Origin of the sequence: Gordonibacter urolithinfaciens (genome assembly GCF_900199375.1) — a bacterium.
GTDB lineage: Bacteria > Actinomycetota > Coriobacteriia > Coriobacteriales > Eggerthellaceae > Gordonibacter > Gordonibacter urolithinfaciens.
In genome coordinates this window covers 1890114-1905348 of the sequence record NZ_LT900217.1, presented here as the reverse complement: position 1 = coordinate 1905348, position 15235 = coordinate 1890114, and the positions used below count along the sequence as shown (strand labels likewise).

Annotated in this window: 11 protein-coding genes; 5 read left to right on the top strand and 6 right to left on the bottom strand. The window is 63.2% G+C overall.

What is annotated here, in order from left to right; genetic code table 11:
- Positions 1-218: 218 nt before the first annotated feature.
- The 3 genes from BN3560_RS08165 to BN3560_RS08155 all read left to right on the top strand — a co-directional run bounded on the left by BN3560_RS08165 (position 219) and on the right by BN3560_RS08155 (position 3204).
- Complete coding sequence (locus BN3560_RS08165; RefSeq protein ID WP_096227671.1) at positions 219-1058, top strand: putative hydro-lyase; 840 nt, start codon at positions 219-221, stop codon at positions 1056-1058.
- 280 nt (positions 1059-1338) lie between these two features.
- Positions 1339-2373: a PDDEXK nuclease domain-containing protein gene (locus BN3560_RS08160; protein WP_096227670.1), complete on the top strand. Its 1035-nt coding sequence runs from the start codon at positions 1339-1341 to the stop codon at positions 2371-2373.
- 66 nt (positions 2374-2439) lie between these two features.
- Positions 2440-3204, top strand: a complete 765-nt coding sequence (locus tag BN3560_RS08155) for a LamB/YcsF family protein (RefSeq protein WP_096227669.1) — start codon at positions 2440-2442, stop codon at positions 3202-3204.
- Between the two features lie 118 nt (positions 3205-3322).
- Here the strand turns inward: BN3560_RS08155 and BN3560_RS08150 are convergent, their stop codons facing one another.
- Together BN3560_RS08150 and BN3560_RS08145 are read right to left on the bottom strand one after the other, a co-directional pair.
- Positions 3323-4573, bottom strand: a complete 1251-nt coding sequence (locus tag BN3560_RS08150; RefSeq protein ID WP_096227668.1) for an Nramp family divalent metal transporter — start codon at positions 4571-4573, stop codon at positions 3323-3325.
- Positions 4574-5031: 458 nt separating this feature from the next.
- The gene (locus BN3560_RS08145) at positions 5032-5988 is read right to left on the bottom strand and encodes a helix-turn-helix transcriptional regulator (RefSeq protein ID WP_096228635.1); all 957 of its coding nucleotides are present in this window, start codon (positions 5986-5988) and stop codon (positions 5032-5034) included.
- A gap of 356 nt (positions 5989-6344) precedes the next feature.
- Here BN3560_RS08145 and arcA point away from each other — a divergent pair, with 356 nt between their 5' ends.
- Both arcA and BN3560_RS08135 read left to right on the top strand, forming a co-directional pair.
- A complete protein-coding gene (arcA, locus tag BN3560_RS08140; protein WP_096227667.1) occupies positions 6345-7562 on the top strand; it encodes an arginine deiminase in 1218 nt (405 codons plus the stop codon).
- A 321-nt stretch (positions 7563-7883) separates the two neighbouring features.
- Entirely contained in the window at positions 7884-8471 is a 588-nt protein-coding gene (locus BN3560_RS08135; RefSeq protein ID WP_096227666.1) for a helix-turn-helix transcriptional regulator, read from the top strand.
- 354 nt (positions 8472-8825) lie between these two features.
- Here the strand turns inward: BN3560_RS08135 and BN3560_RS08130 are convergent, their stop codons facing one another.
- The 4 genes from BN3560_RS08130 to BN3560_RS08115 all read right to left on the bottom strand — a co-directional run bounded on the left by BN3560_RS08130 (position 8826) and on the right by BN3560_RS08115 (position 15172).
- Positions 8826-10316 carry a glutamate decarboxylase gene (locus BN3560_RS08130; protein ID WP_096227665.1) on the bottom strand — a complete coding sequence of 497 codons (1491 nt, stop codon included), beginning with the start codon at positions 10314-10316 and terminating at the stop codon, positions 8826-8828.
- 138 nt (positions 10317-10454) lie between these two features.
- A complete protein-coding gene (locus BN3560_RS08125) occupies positions 10455-12719 on the bottom strand; it encodes an amino acid permease (RefSeq protein ID WP_096227664.1) in 2265 nt (754 codons plus the stop codon).
- 334 nt (positions 12720-13053) lie between these two features.
- Positions 13054-13650: a TetR/AcrR family transcriptional regulator gene (locus BN3560_RS08120; protein ID WP_096227663.1), complete on the bottom strand. Its 597-nt coding sequence runs from the start codon at positions 13648-13650 to the stop codon at positions 13054-13056.
- Positions 13651-13822: 172 nt separating this feature from the next.
- Entirely contained in the window at positions 13823-15172 is a 1350-nt protein-coding gene (locus BN3560_RS08115; RefSeq protein WP_096227662.1) for an MFS transporter, read from the bottom strand.
- Positions 15173-15235: the final 63 nt, after the last annotated feature.

The following is a 15235-nucleotide window of genomic DNA, read 5'->3' as shown; positions in this document are numbered from 1 at the left end:
TTTTATATATGACTTTCCATGTCATGGAAGAGATCTTGCGCTATGGCATGATGCGAAGGAGCGCAGCAGAGCGCGATCTGGGGTTATGATGTTCGGAGCGGTATTTTTGCTGCTTCAGATGCAGCAGATCTTGCCATAGCCTCCGATTTCGTCCAGCACTCCTCATCGCCTGCGCGGCGTGCGATAATGGGGGCAGTTATCGAGAAGGGAGTTCTGCCATGTTGAATGCTCCGGAACCTGCCAAGCCCGAGGGCGTTGCCGACGAGGTTTGGGCCCAGATGCTTGCCGCGTCGCCGGTGGAGGCGCGTCGGCTGATCCGCTCGGGCGCGTTCACGGCGCCGACGAGCGGCCTGTGCCCCGGCTATGCGCAGGCGAACCTCATCGTGCTGCCGCGCGAGCAGGCCTACGACTTCCTGCTGTTCGCGCAGCGCAACCCCAAGCCTTGCCCGCTGCTCGAGGTCACCGAGACGGGCGCGCGCGAGGCCACCATCTGCGCCACCGACTGTGACATCGCCACCGACTTCCCGCGCTATCGCATCTACGAGCACGGCCAGCTGACAGCCGAGGTGGAGAACGTCGAGGACTACTGGCGCGACGACCTGGTGTCGTTCGTCATCGGCTGCTCGTTCTCGTTCGAGAGCGAGCTCATCGAGGCCGGCATCGAGATCCGGCACAACACCATGGGCTGCAACGTGCCCATGTACCTCACCGGCGTGCCGTGCACGCCCGCCGGCAGCATGTCCGGCAACATGGTCATGTCGATGCGCCCCATCCCGTATAACCAGGTGGTGAAGGCGGTGCAGATCTCCGGCGCCATCCCCAAGGTGCATGGCGCGCCCATCCACATCGGCAACCCTGCGGCCATCGGCGTGCGCGACCTGGCCCACCCCGAGTTCGGCGACCCGGTGGAGATCCGCGACGGCGAGGTGCCCGTGTTCTGGGCGTGCGGCGTCACGCCCCAGTCCATCGTCATGAACAGCAAGCCACCGTTCGCCATCACCCACGCCCCGGGATGCATGCTCATCACCGACACGAAGAACATCGACCTGAAAGAATAGAACCCCGGAACAACTGCTCTGCGAGGGAAAATCGTCGGGGCTGTATCAGCCTCGACACCAAGCAGCAAAAATCCCCCGCCTTTCTTTTTGGAAGGCGGGGGATTTTTGCTCTTGCAATTAAACCTTCAGTGTATTAGATTATGCGCTACAAAGAACCAGTGCAGGCGCCGCTTCCGAACAGACGGCCCATAGATGGTAGCGCGTTCCCCCGTTGCCCGTACCACGCCTGCAAGATCCAGCAAGATCTTCTCATCCTTGGGAACCGAAGAGGAGGCTTGCCATGTCTTATGAAGAAATCGCATCCTACGAGTCCGTTTTCAACGACATCAAGCGCGTGTTGGAACAGGGGCGTCGGCGTGCTATTGCGCACGTGAACCATGAGATGCTGGTCACGTACTGGAATGTCGGCCGCATCATAGTGGAACACGAGCAGGAAAACCCCGATCGCGCGGAGTACGGCGCTGCAACGCTCAAGCGGTTGTCTCGAGAATTGACCGAGACATACGGCAAGGGGTTCTCGCGCTCGAATCTGCAGAACATGCGCCTACTCTATCTGGATTATCCAATTTGCCAGACACTGTCTGGCAAATTGAGTTGGTCGCATTATTGCGAGCTTTTGAGCATCTCGGATCCTGACAAGCGGCGTTTCTACGAGCGAGAATGCATCGAAGCCGGATGGTCGGTACGTGAGCTCAAGCGACAGATATCGACATCGCTGTACGAGCGGCTGATCCAATCGGGCAGCACTTGGAGCATGCAGCGCAGGCTCTCCCCCTCGAACGACGAAGCCCGCGTCGTGCAACCCGCCGATATCATCAAGGATCCATACGTCTTCGAATTCCTGGGAATTCCCGACGACGCACCCCTCCCGGAGAGCGAGCTTGAACGAGCACTCGTCACCCATATTGAAAAATTCCTCCTTGAACTGGGTCAGGGCTTTATGTTCGTGGGCACGCAGCAGCGGATCACGCTCAACAACACTCACTACCATGTCGACATGGTCTTCTACAACAAGCTGCTCCGAGCATACGTGCTCATCGAGTTGAAAACCTCCAAGCTGATGCCGGAAGCGGTCGGGCAAATCAACATGTACCTGAACTACTATGCTTGCGAAATTAACGACGAGTTCGATAATCCTCCCATCGGCATCATCTTATGCACGGACAAAGACGCCGTCACAGCCGAATACGCGCTCGGAGGATTGCAGAACACCGTTTTCGCCTCGCGATACGTATCTCACGTACCCGGTAAAAAGCAGCTGATACAGCAAGTGGAAAGCGTGCTGGTAGATTGGGGGCAATCCGAAGGCGCGTGAAGTATTCGCAGCGTGCCGACCCTTGCTCTACAATAGGAGCTAACACCGTGGGAAAGAAGGCAGCTTATGTACCGTATCGACCTCAACAGCGACCTGGGCGAGAGCTTCGGGCGCTATACGCTCGGGCTCGACGACCAGATCATCCCGCTCGTTTCCAGCGCGAACGTTGCGTGCGGGCAGCATGCGGGCGACCCGATGGTCATGCGCGACACCGTACGCATGGCAGCGGATGCCGGCATAGCCATCGGCGCGCATCCCGGCTACCCCGACCTGCAGGGCTTCGGCCGCCGCGACATGAACCTGTCGCCCGACGAGGCTTACTCGTACATGCTGTACCAGATAGGCGCGCTGCAAGCGTTCTGCGCCGCCGCCGGCGTCCCGCTTCGGCACGTGAAGCCGCACGGCCAGCTGTACAACCATGCCGCCGTGGACCCGGAGCTTGCCGCCGCGCTCGCCCAGGCGGTGCGCGACGTGGACGATCACCTGGTGCTGGTGGGCCTAGCGAACAGCGCGCTCGTGGACGAGGGGCGAAAGATCGGCCTGGTCACCGCCGAGGAGTTCTTCACCGACCGCAACTATACGGACGAGGGCAAGCTGGTGAGCCGCAACGACCCCGCCGCGCTCATCCGCAACGAGGAGGAAGCTATCGAGCGGGTGAAGAACGCCATCCGCGACGGCGCCATCCTCTCCGTGAACGGCAAGCTCATCGACCTGCATGCCGACACGATCTGCGTGCACGGCGACTCCCCTACCGCCCTCGCCTTCGTGCGCCGCATCCGCGAGGCGCTGGAGCAGGATAGCATCGCCATCAAGCCGGTGGGCGCACGCTAGGCCGAGGATAGGCGTCGCCTGCGCCTGGCGCATAAGCGCCCGCCACGACCCACCGTGAATCATAAACAGATGCGCCCGCCGAACGGCGGGCGCATCTGCGGTTGCGAAGGCCCTAGCCCTAGCCCCCGATGAGCGCCTGGAGCGAGGTGAGGAAGCTGGACATGTTGCGCCAGCACATGAACAGCGTGATGACGATGATCACCACGCCCGCGCAGTTCGCGAAGATGTGGTTGCGCCACTTGCCCAGGTCCTTGCCGTTCGCGCAGTAGATGACGAAGAACGCCATGATGGGCAGCAGGATGGCGTTGGCCGCCTGCGCCACCAGGATCAGCTCGGTGGGGCTCTTGCCCAGCACGACCGCCATGATGCAGCCGGCCAGGAGCACGATCATCCAGATCACTTTGAAGCGCAGGTCCTTCGTCGTCTTCTTCCAGCCCAGCACGCCGTTCACGGCATACGCGGCGGAGAACGAAGCCGTGATGGCGCTCGAGAAGCCGGCGCACAGAAGCCCCAGGCCGATCATCCACGTGGCCCACGAGCCCAGCAGCGGCTGCAGCGCCAACGCCATGTCCTTGCCGTTCGCCACCACGGCATCGGTGCCGTAGATGTTGGCGGCGGCGCAGATGAGGATGGCCATGGAGATGATGCCGCCCAGGCCGATGCTCAGGATGGTGTCAAAGCGGGCGTCGGAAACCTGCTCGGGGTCCTTGAAGCGCTCGGAGGCACCGGACGCATGCAGGAACAGGTTATACGGCACGATGGTGGTGCCGATGAGGCCCACGGCCGTGAGGATGCCCTTCGAGCCTTCTTCGGGCAACGTCGGCACGAAGAGGCCCGTGGCGATGGCGCCCCAGTCGGGCGACGACGCGATGGCCGTGACGAAGAACACCACGCCCATGAACACCACGATGGCCGTGAGGATGACCTCGACCACCTTGTACGAGCCGATCCACATGGCGATGAACGCCAGCACACCCAGCACGATGACGATGGGGATCATCGGCACGTCGGGCAGGACCGCCTGGATGCCCAGGATGCCGCCCGTGATGTTGCCCGTCTCGTATGCGATGTTGCCCACGAAGATGGCGATGATAACAATCACGATCGCAATCCACATCAGCGCCTTGTTGGGAATACGATCGCGGATGTTTTCACCCAGTCCCTTGCCCGAGACGATGCCCACGCGCGACGCCATCTCCTGGAAGATGATGGTGGCCACCGTGGCGAACAACAGTGCCCACAGCATGGTGTAGCCGTAGCTCGCACCCGAAACCGTACACGTGGTGACGGTGCCGGGCCCGATGAAGCCGGCCGCCACAAGCGCGCCGGGGCCCACGTTCTTGAACTTCTGTACCAATGTACTGCTCATACCCTCTCCTTTCCCTTCTCACGTTGGGGCCGACCTTCTTGCCTCCCCAATGATCCCCCTTGCATGTTTCGCCTCGGTTGCGCGAAACCTACGGCGCGGTGCGCCGCGCAGATTCGTCTACTTTAGCAGAACGGAGGACACGCGTATATGGAAGAACGGCGCGGCGTCGCCGGTTGGCAGCGACACCGCGCCGAACGCACGCCCGCATCGCCATCGCTATCGAATCCGGCGTCGAAGCGGGATCGGCCAAGGCCGCTCGCGCGCGGGCCCCGCCCTGGGCGAGGCGCTGTGCAACTACCAGTTCGACTTCCTGGTCAGCGACATCGTGAGCATGTTGAGAAGATGGCTGGCGGAGCAGTAGAGCGAGCGCGACAGGGGAGCGTGCCAAAAGCCCGGGGGCAATGGCACATTTTCCGATGTGCCATTGCCCCCGGGCTTTTGGCACGCTCTAGGCCGTTCTACGATGTCTTCCAGAAATCCTGGACGAGGGCCTGGCGGTTCGGCTGGCCCGTTTTCTGCAGGATGTTGTGCACGTGCACCTTCACGGTGCTCAAGGCCAGGTGCATGGCGGAGGCGATGTTCTGGTTGTCCTTGCCCACCAGCACGTAGCGCAGCACCTCGCACTCGCGCTCGGACAGGCGGTAGCGCTTGCCGTACAGGAGCAGGTTGTCGTCGATGAGCTCCTCCTGCCGGCCGCCCTCGTGCATGGGAGGCCGCTCGAAGCGCAGCGACAGCACGCGGAAGGCATCGCGGCAGGCGAAGAACGCGCAGCACAGCATAAGCACGTTCTCGGCGAAGTTGCGCTCGGGCGCATAGGCGCGCGGCCCGAGCAGGACGAGGTCGGGCAGCAGGAACACGCAGGCGTCCTCCGCAACGATCATCAGGCCCAACACCCACAACAGCACGTAGAGCAAGCGGTGGCGGCGCAAGCGGTTGCGCCCGGACTCGTCCTTCGTCACGAGGAAGCGGAACCCGGCGAACAGCAGCATCCAGAACAGGTACAGCTCGCGCGGGAAGTAGAACAGGAAGCTGCGCAAATCGCCCTTGGGCAGCAGCGCCAGCACGGCCACGCTCGCCGCCACGAACAGCACGGCCGGCGCCACCTTGAACACACGGCGCTCCTCGCCCAGGTAATCGCATACCAGAAGCCAGAACGACGTGAGGAACCCGCCGCCCGTCACCACGAGCACCAGCGACATGACCACCGCGTACGCCGCGCCCAGCCCCGCGTCGGCGCCGGTGAAGAAGTCGTCTTGGAACACCCACGCCACGTCGAAGAAGTAGAACAGGAAGCCAGCGAAGGCGTACCGCATGGCGCGCTTGCGCGATACCAGGTAGGCGGAAAGGCATGCAGCCGATGCCATGATAGAACCCAACAGCACGAAGAGCGTGTAGTGGAAGAGCACGAATCCCACGAAGGAGCACCTCTTTCCTCGCTTGCGCACGGCCGTCTGCAACATGACCCATGATACACGAATCGGCATCGTTTCGGAAAAGGCTGCGGCATCCGAGCCGAACGCGCGCGGCCGCAGTGTATGGTTGCAGGATGCGCATTGCTCCCACCTGCGGTTTATTTGAGGTTTAGCGTCTTTCCCGGCCGGGTACACCCCGATCGATGCACCGGTAAACCCGCTTTACATCTTTCCTTCACGCAGCGGAGGGCGCATGGTGAGACCAACGCGTCACGGCATCGCGCCGCGGACGCACTTGGCGAAGAAAGGCCGGCGCGCTTAAAGGACGCGCGGGCCGACAAACCGAAGGAGGGTTGCACATGTCAGGAGTGAACGTCAAGAGCGAGATCAAGCCCTTGAAGAAAGTCCTGCTGCACCGCCCGGGCAAAGAGCTTCTGAACCTGACGCCGAACACGCTCGAAGAGCTGCTGTTCGACGACATCCCGTTCTTGAAGGTCGCCCAGGAGGAGCATGACGCGTTCGCGCAGGCTCTGCGCGACAACGGCGTCGAAGTGTTTTACCTGGAAGACCTCATGGCCGAGGTTCTCGAGGCCAACCCCGAGCTGCGCGAGCAGTTCCTCAAGCAGTGGATCGAAGAGGCCGGCATCCGCACGGATCGCTACCAGAAGATCATCTTCGACTACCTGCAGGAGAACTACCCCGACGCCAAGGACCTCGTGCTGAAGACGATGGAGGGCATCAACCTCACCGAGCTCCACACCGACAAGTCCAACTCGCTGGTGGACCTGGTGTCCGAGTCCTCCAAGATGGTCGTCAAGCCCATGCCGAACCTGTACTTCACCCGCGACCCGTTCGCGATGATCGGCAACGGCGTGTCCATCAACCGCATGTACTCCGAGACCCGCAACCGCGAGACCATCTACGGCGAGTACATCTTCAAGTACCATCCGATGCTCAAGGGCACGCCTGAGTACTACAGCCGCTACAACACGTTCCACATCGAGGGCGGCGACATCCTCAACATCAACGACAAGGTGCTGGCCATCGGCATTTCCCAGCGCACCGAGCCCGATGCCATCGACGCTATCGCGAAGAACATCTTCGGCGATCCGACGAGCCCCATCGAGACCATCCTGGCGTTCAACATCCCGAACTCCCGCGCCTTCATGCACCTCGACACCGTGTTCACGCAGATCGACACGGACAAGTTCACCATCCACCCCGGCATCATGGGCCCGCTGACGGTGTTCGAGATCACCGCCGAAGGCGACGGCATCAAGGTCAAGGAAGTGAACGGCACGCTGGAGAGCATCCTGGAGACCTACGTCGGCCATCCCGTGGAGCTCATCCCCTGCGGCGGCGGCGACCGCATCGCGGCCGAGCGCGAGCAGTGGAACGACGGCTCGAACACGCTGTGCATCGCCCCGGGCAAGATCGTGGTGTACGAGCGCAACGACGTCACGAACAAGGTGCTGCGCGACAAGGGCCTCGACCTCATCATCGTGCCCTCCGCCGAGCTGTCCCGCGGCCGTGGCGGCCCGCGCTGCATGAGCATGCCCATCGAGCGCGAGGACTAAGCTCTTCCGCTATCACCGGTGGTCGCGCGCGACGCGCTCCGCGTGGCCACCTCTTCCCCCTGCGCCCCCTGCGCTGAATCCGGTCCCAAATGGCGAACGAGAACCGGATTCAGCGCAGGGGGCGTTCTCTCTGTACAGCTGGAGGCGCCGCCCCGCATGCGCACTCCCGGCAACGTCCTGCGTCATTCTAAATAACACCTGTTCAAACGTATTGTAAAGCACTTTTGACACAGAAAAGGGTCGCGAAGCGAGACGTGTCAAAGCCCTTTGATGGTACACTTCCCTGCGTCATGGCAACCTTGGATCAACGAAGGGAAACGCATGGAGCTCGGCAGCCAGATCAAACGCCACCGAACGGAACGCGGACTCTCGCAAGACGACCTCGCCGCGAAGATCTACGTCTCGCGCCAGACCGTCTCAAGCTGGGAGAACGACAAGACCTACCCTGACGTGGAAAGCCTGCTGCTCCTTAGCGTCCTCTTCGACGTAACGGTCGACGAACTGATCAAAGGAGACGTGGAAGCCATGAAGGAAGCAATCGAGAAAGACTACCGGAAGATGATCTACCTGGCGTGGGGAGGGACCGCAGTCGTGGTCGTCGGATGTGCGCTCTTCATCGGAGGGTTCACCTTCTGGGATTGGGGGCTCGTGCCGTCCGCCATCATCGGGCTGCTGGTGTGGGGCATCGGCTTGGTCATGCTCACGGTGGTCGAGCACCTGAAGAAGCAGCACGACGTGGTGACGTATCGCGAGCTGATGGCCTTCTCGAAAGGTGAGCCCATCGACCGCAACAACGCCAAAAGCCTGCGCGCACGGCGGCATCCCGTGCTCAGAGGCGTGCTCCTCACCCTCGCAGCCGCCGCGGTAGGCGCCGTTCTAGGCTACTTCGGCTACCAGCTCTTCGGGTAGAGTCGCAGCGAGCAAAACGCACGTCGTGTGTCGATCAGAAGCAAGTTGATCGCGTTCACGATATCGAATATTCGGCTACGGTAATGGATTTGGAATTTTTTATCGATATATTACCGAATCGCGGGAATTCTTGTCCGAAGCCCGCTTTTGGGCATCCAACGTGCGGCTCTTCCCGCTGTTTTGGGCGGTTTTCTCGCCTTCGGAGGGGATTTCGGGGGCCTGATTGCCCGTTACGGTAAAATATCAGAAATTCTTTTCAATTCTATTACCGTAATCTAAATAAGAGGCCCTTCTGCTTTCCTCCAGCACCGAAAAAGCGCCCCGACCGGGGAGGTCGGGGCGGGGTCGGCGCACTTACTTCTGCGTGGTCTTCGCCTTCGTCTGGACCTTCTCGACCTTGTCGACGGCAGAGCGGCCGCCGTGGTTGAAGCCGGTCTGGATGACGCCCTGGGTGTTGCCGGTGACGAACTTCGCCTTGTTCAGCGTGTCCATCTCCTTCTTCATATCCTCGACCAGCTTGATACACAGCTGCATCGAGAAGTCGGCGCGCGCCACGACGCGCTGGACGGTGGTGTCCTGCATATCGGCGGGCATCGGGTACGCGGGCACCAGCCAGCCGCTCATGCGCAGGCGGTCGGACAGGTCGTACAGCGACCACTCCACGTCGGCGTCGTCCTTCAGGCCCCAGCACACGATCGGAATGTGCGACGCATCCTCGTAGATCTCGAAGATGCCCATCTCCTTGAGCTCGGCGGCCAGGTAGCGCGCCACGTCGAGCGTGCGCTCCTGGATCTCCTTGAAGCCCTCGAAGCCGTTGCGCATGAGCACGTAGTACTGGCCCACGATCTGCGAGGCGCTGCGCGAGAAGTTGATGGCCATCGTGGCCTCCTCGCCGCCCAGGTAGCTCACCCAGAAGATCAGGTCCTCGGGCAGCGCTTCCTTGCTGCGCCACACCACCCAGCCGATGCCGGGGTACACGAGGCCGTACTTATGGCCGGAGCAGTTGATGGACCACACGTTCTTCAGCTGGAAGTCCCACACCAGGTCGGGCTCCACGAACGGGGCGAACATGCCGCCCGACGCGCCGTCGACGTGGATGCGGATCGGCAGCTTCGGATGCTCCTGGTTGTACGCTTCCACCAGCTCGTCGAGCTTCTGCACGTCGTCGAACTTGCCGGTGTAGGTGATGCCGAGGATGGCCGTAATGCCGATGGTGTGGTCGTCCACGTAGTCCATGACCGTGTCCATGTTCAGCGACAGATGGTCCTTCTCAAGCGGCACGAGGCGCATCTCGATGTCCCAATAGCGGCAGAACTTCTCCCAGCACACCTGGTAGCCTGCGGAGATCACCAGGTTCGGGCGCTGCTCGGTGTAGATGTCGATGCCGGCGTCCTTCGCGAGCTTCTTCCAGCGGAACAGCATGCCCAAGCCGCCCAGCATGCAGGCCTCGGACGAGCCCACCGTGGAGGTGCCCATGGGCTCCTCGTCGGGGTTCGCGTGCCACAGGTCGCCGATCATGGCGACGCAGCGGTTCTCGAGGTCGGCCGTCATGGGGTACTCGTCCTTGTCGATGGCGTTCTTCTCCATGGTCTCGGCCATGATCTTCGTGGCCATGGGCTCCATGTAGGTCTGGCAGAACGTGGTGAGGTTCTGCGTGGCGTTGCCCTCGATGGACAGGTACTCCTTGATCATCTCGTAGGCGATGCGCGGCTCGACCGGCTTGTCGTTCATCTGCGTGCGCGGCATGGCCACGTCGGACGCCTCGGAGCCGAAGATGGGCGTGGAGTACTTGGTGCCCTCGTCCATCGTGTCGAGGATCTTGCTGGTTGACGTTTGTTCCTTCATGAAAACCTCCTGGTAAGTAGGGTTGGAACCAGAATCAGAGGGCGAACGGGTGCCCCGCCTGCACCGCGCCCGGCGGCGCAGGCGGGGCGTGCCGGCGCGGATCGCCGCGCCGGCCGTCTACCCGTTGCCGAGAGGGGCCTAGCGCGACGCCGGGCCGTTCGAGTCGGGGCCGTTCGTGTCGATGCCGGTCTCTCGTCGCGGGTCGGGCGAGTCCGGATCGGCACGGGGGACACGCTCGCCCACCACGGCCTCGGTGACGCTCGCACGCAGCGACGGGTCGCCCTCGGCCTCGCGCTCCAGCAAGTCGTCGCGCACCTCGCCGGCATCCTTGACGTTGCTCTTGCGCGCATGCGCCGCCACCCCGCACGAGGGCGGCGCCTCATGGGCGCCGGCGCCCGTATCGAGGTCGATCTCGCGCACCGCCACCTCGTCGCGCATGACGGGCTGGGGCTCGGCCGGCACGTCGTCCGTGGTGACCGTGGGGCCGGAATCGACTGCCATGGGGCCGGAGGGACGACTGGTCACGCTGACCACCGCGGCGGAGATGCCGCGCGCGACCGTCGCGCCGAAATCGGAACCGGGCCCGCCGCCGGCCGACATGCCGGCCGCTCCCGCCCCGCTCGGCTTGCCGCCGCGCAGGTTCTCCGACGCCCGGGTGCGCTTGTTGATGGGCCCGCTGTCGCCGAGCGTGCTCGACTTCGTCGTCGGGGCCGCGCCCTTCTTAGGATCGGCCGCGGCCGGATCGGACGGATGCGCCGCCTTGCGGGCGTTCGGGCCCAGGGGCACCGCGCGCGCCGCCGTGCCCATCGGGGCGCCCTTGCCGACATGCGCGCCGGCAGCATGCGTCCCAGCTGCCGCACCAGCGCCCGCGCCGACAGCGGCACCGACCGCTGCACGGTCGGTCGGGCCCTGCGGCGCCCACCTATGCCGCAGCGCGTAGATGACGAACGGGATGGCCACCGATATCACGAACGCGATGCCGAGCGTGGCCTGGTACACCATGTTCGACTGAGCGTCGAGGTTCGACGACGGGAAGAACGAGATGATGAGCGTCGCCACGGTCATGAACAGGCCGGCGCCCGCCACAATGGCCTTGAACGGCGTGCCGCCCGGCAGCTGGAACGAACGCGGCAGGTCCTTCTTCTTGAAGATCAGATAGAAGTACCCGAGGAAGAACAGCACGTAGCCCACCAGGTAGATGACCACCGTCAGGCCGATGGCCGTAAGGTAGCCCACCGACGAGCTGGACCCGCCGGACAGCGCGATGGAGCCGCAGAGCACCGCATCCCACACCGTGACGATGCAGGCCTGGATGACCACGGTCTTCACCGACACGCCGTGCTTGTTGACCTTCTTGAAGGAGGGGGGCAGGATGCCGTCGTGCGCCGTGTCGAGCAGCGCGCGCGACGGGCCCACGATCCATGCCGAAATCTCGGCCAGCACGCCCAGCGCCAAAAGCAGCGCCACCGCGAACACGATCCAGCTGAGGCCGGGACCGATGTGCTGCACGAAGATGGCGCGGAACGCCTCGATCACGCCGAACGACAGGTTGCCGTCCAGCACCGACGCCGGCAGCGTCGTGGCCACGGCCAAGCCGCCCAGCGCATCGAGCGCGATGGTGAGCACCGCCAGGATGATCATGGCCAGGGGGTAGTTGCGGTTAGGGTTCTTCAGCTCGTTCACGTGCGAGGCGGACGCTTCCACACCCATGTAAGCCAGGATGAACGATGCGAAGATCACGAGCGTGTCCACCTTGCCGAAGTCGGGCACGAACGTGGCCGGCGTCATGTTGATCTGCGACACGCCGCCCGTGGCGAAGTAGTACAACAGGCCCACCAGAAGCACGATGACCGGCAGGATGATGCCGCCCACGAAGCCCACCTTCGAGATGCGCGCCGTGTACTTCGTGCCGCCCAGCTGCGTGAGCGTGAGGATCCACACGATGGCGGCCACGCCGAAGAACATGACCAGCGGGTTGTTGTAAAGCGCGTCCCATTTCACCACGTAGGCGAACGCCGCCAATATGAAGAACGCCATGGTCACGAAGCCCACGGTGATCTGGAACCACTGGAAGAACAGCGCGGCGAAACCCCAGCGCCTCCCCAGCGTGTTGCCAACCCACGAGAAGATGCCGCCGGACTCCCATCCCTTCACCGTGGCCATTTCCGCCGCGCACATGGCAACGGGCAAAAACCACAGGATGCCGCCGATGATCAAGAAGAACACCAGCTGGAACCCGGACGAGGCGAACGAAGGGTACTCGTACACCGTCATCACCATGGACGCGGTGATGGCGAAGAACCCGAAGAACGTCAAAGACCGCTTGAAAGACGGGCGGCTCACCTTGCCCACGGGACCGGGATCGGCCGAGGGCGCGACCGCCTGCTGACGGGTTTCGCTCATGCTCCAACTCCTTTCCTAGACGGGCGACGCCGCCATCCCAAAAGGCAGATGGATGCCGTCGCATTTGCTTGCGTCCGTCCGTTCTACCAGACGCAGGAAAGGGAGAGCGATGGAGGGAAGAAGGTTCACTCTCCCGTCGCTCAAGCGTGAGGTTCGGGATATGAAAGGAGGTGCAGGAGGCTCGGCTGCAGGCGCATGCAGGCGCGGTGCCGGGCAAGGGCGCAACGACGGCGCCGGGCGCAGGTGCGTATACAGCGGTGCCCCTGGATGCGGGATGCGCAAACGGACGACGGCGAAGCCGAGCTAGAGGCTTTCAGGGCCGGCGGGAAAGCCTCTAGCAGCCAGCGGCCTTCGTGTAGGCCTCGATAGCCTCGTCGAGCAGCTTGCCGGTGGTCTCGCGCACGTCCAGACCCTCGGAGATAGAGGCCACGGCGGCACCATCGACGATGGCCACCACGATGCGCGGCGTCATGGGAACGCCCGCCCGCTCGAGGATGCGCGCGATGGCGGCATCCAGCAGAACGCGGCCCTTGCGGTAGGCCTCCGTGACCACGCTCGAATCAGCCGCGCCGATGAGCTGCGCGTAGTGCGCCTTGGGCACGATGGAGTCGTCCGGCAGGCACGCGCGCGTCAGAAGCTCGGTAATGCGCGCGCGGCATTCCTCGGGCTCCAGCTTCTCGCACAAATCCGCCACCCGCTCGGCGCGCTGCGCCCACAGCTGGATGTTGTACATGCCCGCCTCGTGCAAGAGCTCGGTGACGGAGTCGAAGTAGTAGCCCACCGACGAGGACGCCGCCCCGGCCCACTTCGCCACCTTGCGGTACGTGACGGCCTTGGGACCCTCCTCGCGCAGGAGCGCGGCGGCGGCGAGCACGAGCGACGTGCGCGTGATCTGAGCCTTCAATGACTTCGGCGTTGACGATTCGCTCATAGACCCCTCCAACCTGCTCCCTGCCGCTGTTGCAACCGCCCCATTATACGATGAAATACGCGCCGGTGCCGAGACGGCCCGCCGCCGCGGCCCGGACGGCCGCCGAAAGAAGGAGCCGCCCCAACGGAGCGGCTCCCGGCAGGCCTCGCAGCGCGCGGCGCACGCACCCCGCCTACACCTCGGACAAGTCCTTGCCCGTGTGCTCGTGCGACAGGATCATGGCCACCAGCGCCAGCGCGGCGATGAACACCATGTAGAACCCGGGCGCGATGTCGTTGCCCGTCATATCGATCAACCAGAACGAGATGAACGACGCCGAGCCGCCGAAGATGGCATTGGCCAGGTTGAAGCTCAACGCGAACCCGGAGTAGCGCACGTCGGTGGGGAACGTCTCGGTCAGGTAGCTGGACAGCGTGCCGTCGTTGATGGTGAGTATGAGGCACATGACCAGCTCGACCAGCAGGATGATCCAGAAGTTCTTCGTACCCAGCAGCATGAACGCCGGGATGGTGAGCACGATGAACCCGACGCAGGCGATGATGAGCATCTTCTTGCGGCCGAAGCGGTCGGAGATGCGGCCGGACACGAAGATGAACCCGATGTAGGCCACCAGCACGATAGTGGTGATGATGGATGCCGCGCTCGGATCGTAGTTCAGCGTGGTCTCGAGGTAGTTCGGCAGGTAGGTGAGCACCGCATAGAAGCCCACGGCGTTCAACACGCAGGCGCCGAACGAGATGATGAGCACGCGCAGGTGCTTCTTGAACAGCGTGCGGATGGGATGCTTCACGCTGGAACCCTGCTGCTTCAGGTGCTCCTGCATCTCCTCGTACACCGGGGAATCCTCGAGATGCGTTCGGATGTAGTGCGTGATGTAGCCCAGCGGCAGCGCGAGCAAGAACGGTATGCGCCAGCCCCAGTCCACGACGAAGTCCGACGTGGCGCCCCAGGTGTTGAACATGAACGTGGCGAACAGCGAGCCCACGAGCAGGCCCGTGGCCGTGGACGCCGGCACCATGGAGCAGTAGAAGCCGCGGTGGTTCTTCGGCGCGTACTCGGCGATGAACGTGGCCGCACCCGCATACTCGCCGGCGGCCGAGAAGCTCTGCACCATGCGCAGCGCAAGCAGCAGCAGCGGCGCGCCCACGCCGAGGAGGGCGTAGCCGGGCAGACAGCCGATGAGGAACGTCGCACCGCTCATCATGAGGATGGAGATGGACAAGGCCCACTTGCGGCCCTTCTTGTCGCCCATGTTCCCCCAGAACACCGCACCGATGGGGCGCACGAGGAACGAGAGCGCGAACACGGCGAACGTGCTCATCACCGCCACGAAGCGGTCCTCGCCCGGGAAGAACACGAGCGCGATGACCGTGGCCAGGTAGGAATAACTCGCGTAGTCGAACCATTCGATGAAATTGCCCAGGAACGACGAGAACGTGACCTTTTTCAGGGTTTTATGCTGCTCTTCTTCCGAGAACGACCGGGGAGGAACAGCGTTGGCAGTACCGCTTTCAACATTCATGATAGTCCCCTAAGAAATGCGCGGCTTTGTGGAGCCGGGGACAAAACCGCTTGGCAAGCCTTC

Bases quoted from the DNA above. Each gene is read 5' to 3' on its own strand.
- BN3560_RS08115 (WP_096227662.1), bottom strand. From the start codon at position 15,172: ATGAATGTTGAAAGCGGTACTGCCAACGCTGTTCCTCCCCGGTCGTTC.
- BN3560_RS08125 (WP_096227664.1), bottom strand. From the start codon at position 12,719: ATGAGCGAAACCCGTCAGCAGGCGGTCGCGCCCTCGGCCGATCCCGGT.
- BN3560_RS08130 (WP_096227665.1), bottom strand. From the start codon at position 10,316: ATGAAGGAACAAACGTCAACCAGCAAGATCCTCGACACGATGGACGAG.
- BN3560_RS08165 (WP_096227671.1), top strand. From the start codon at position 219: ATGTTGAATGCTCCGGAACCTGCCAAGCCCGAGGGCGTTGCCGACGAG.
- BN3560_RS08155 (WP_096227669.1), top strand. From the start codon at position 2,440: ATGTACCGTATCGACCTCAACAGCGACCTGGGCGAGAGCTTCGGGCGC.
- BN3560_RS08120 (WP_096227663.1), bottom strand. From the start codon at position 13,650: ATGAGCGAATCGTCAACGCCGAAGTCATTGAAGGCTCAGATCACGCGC.
- BN3560_RS08150 (WP_096227668.1), bottom strand. From the start codon at position 4,573: ATGAGCAGTACATTGGTACAGAAGTTCAAGAACGTGGGCCCCGGCGCG.
- BN3560_RS08135 (WP_096227666.1), top strand. From the start codon at position 7,884: ATGGAGCTCGGCAGCCAGATCAAACGCCACCGAACGGAACGCGGACTC.
- arcA (WP_096227667.1), top strand. From the start codon at position 6,345: ATGTCAGGAGTGAACGTCAAGAGCGAGATCAAGCCCTTGAAGAAAGTC.
- BN3560_RS08160 (WP_096227670.1), top strand. From the start codon at position 1,339: ATGTCTTATGAAGAAATCGCATCCTACGAGTCCGTTTTCAACGACATC.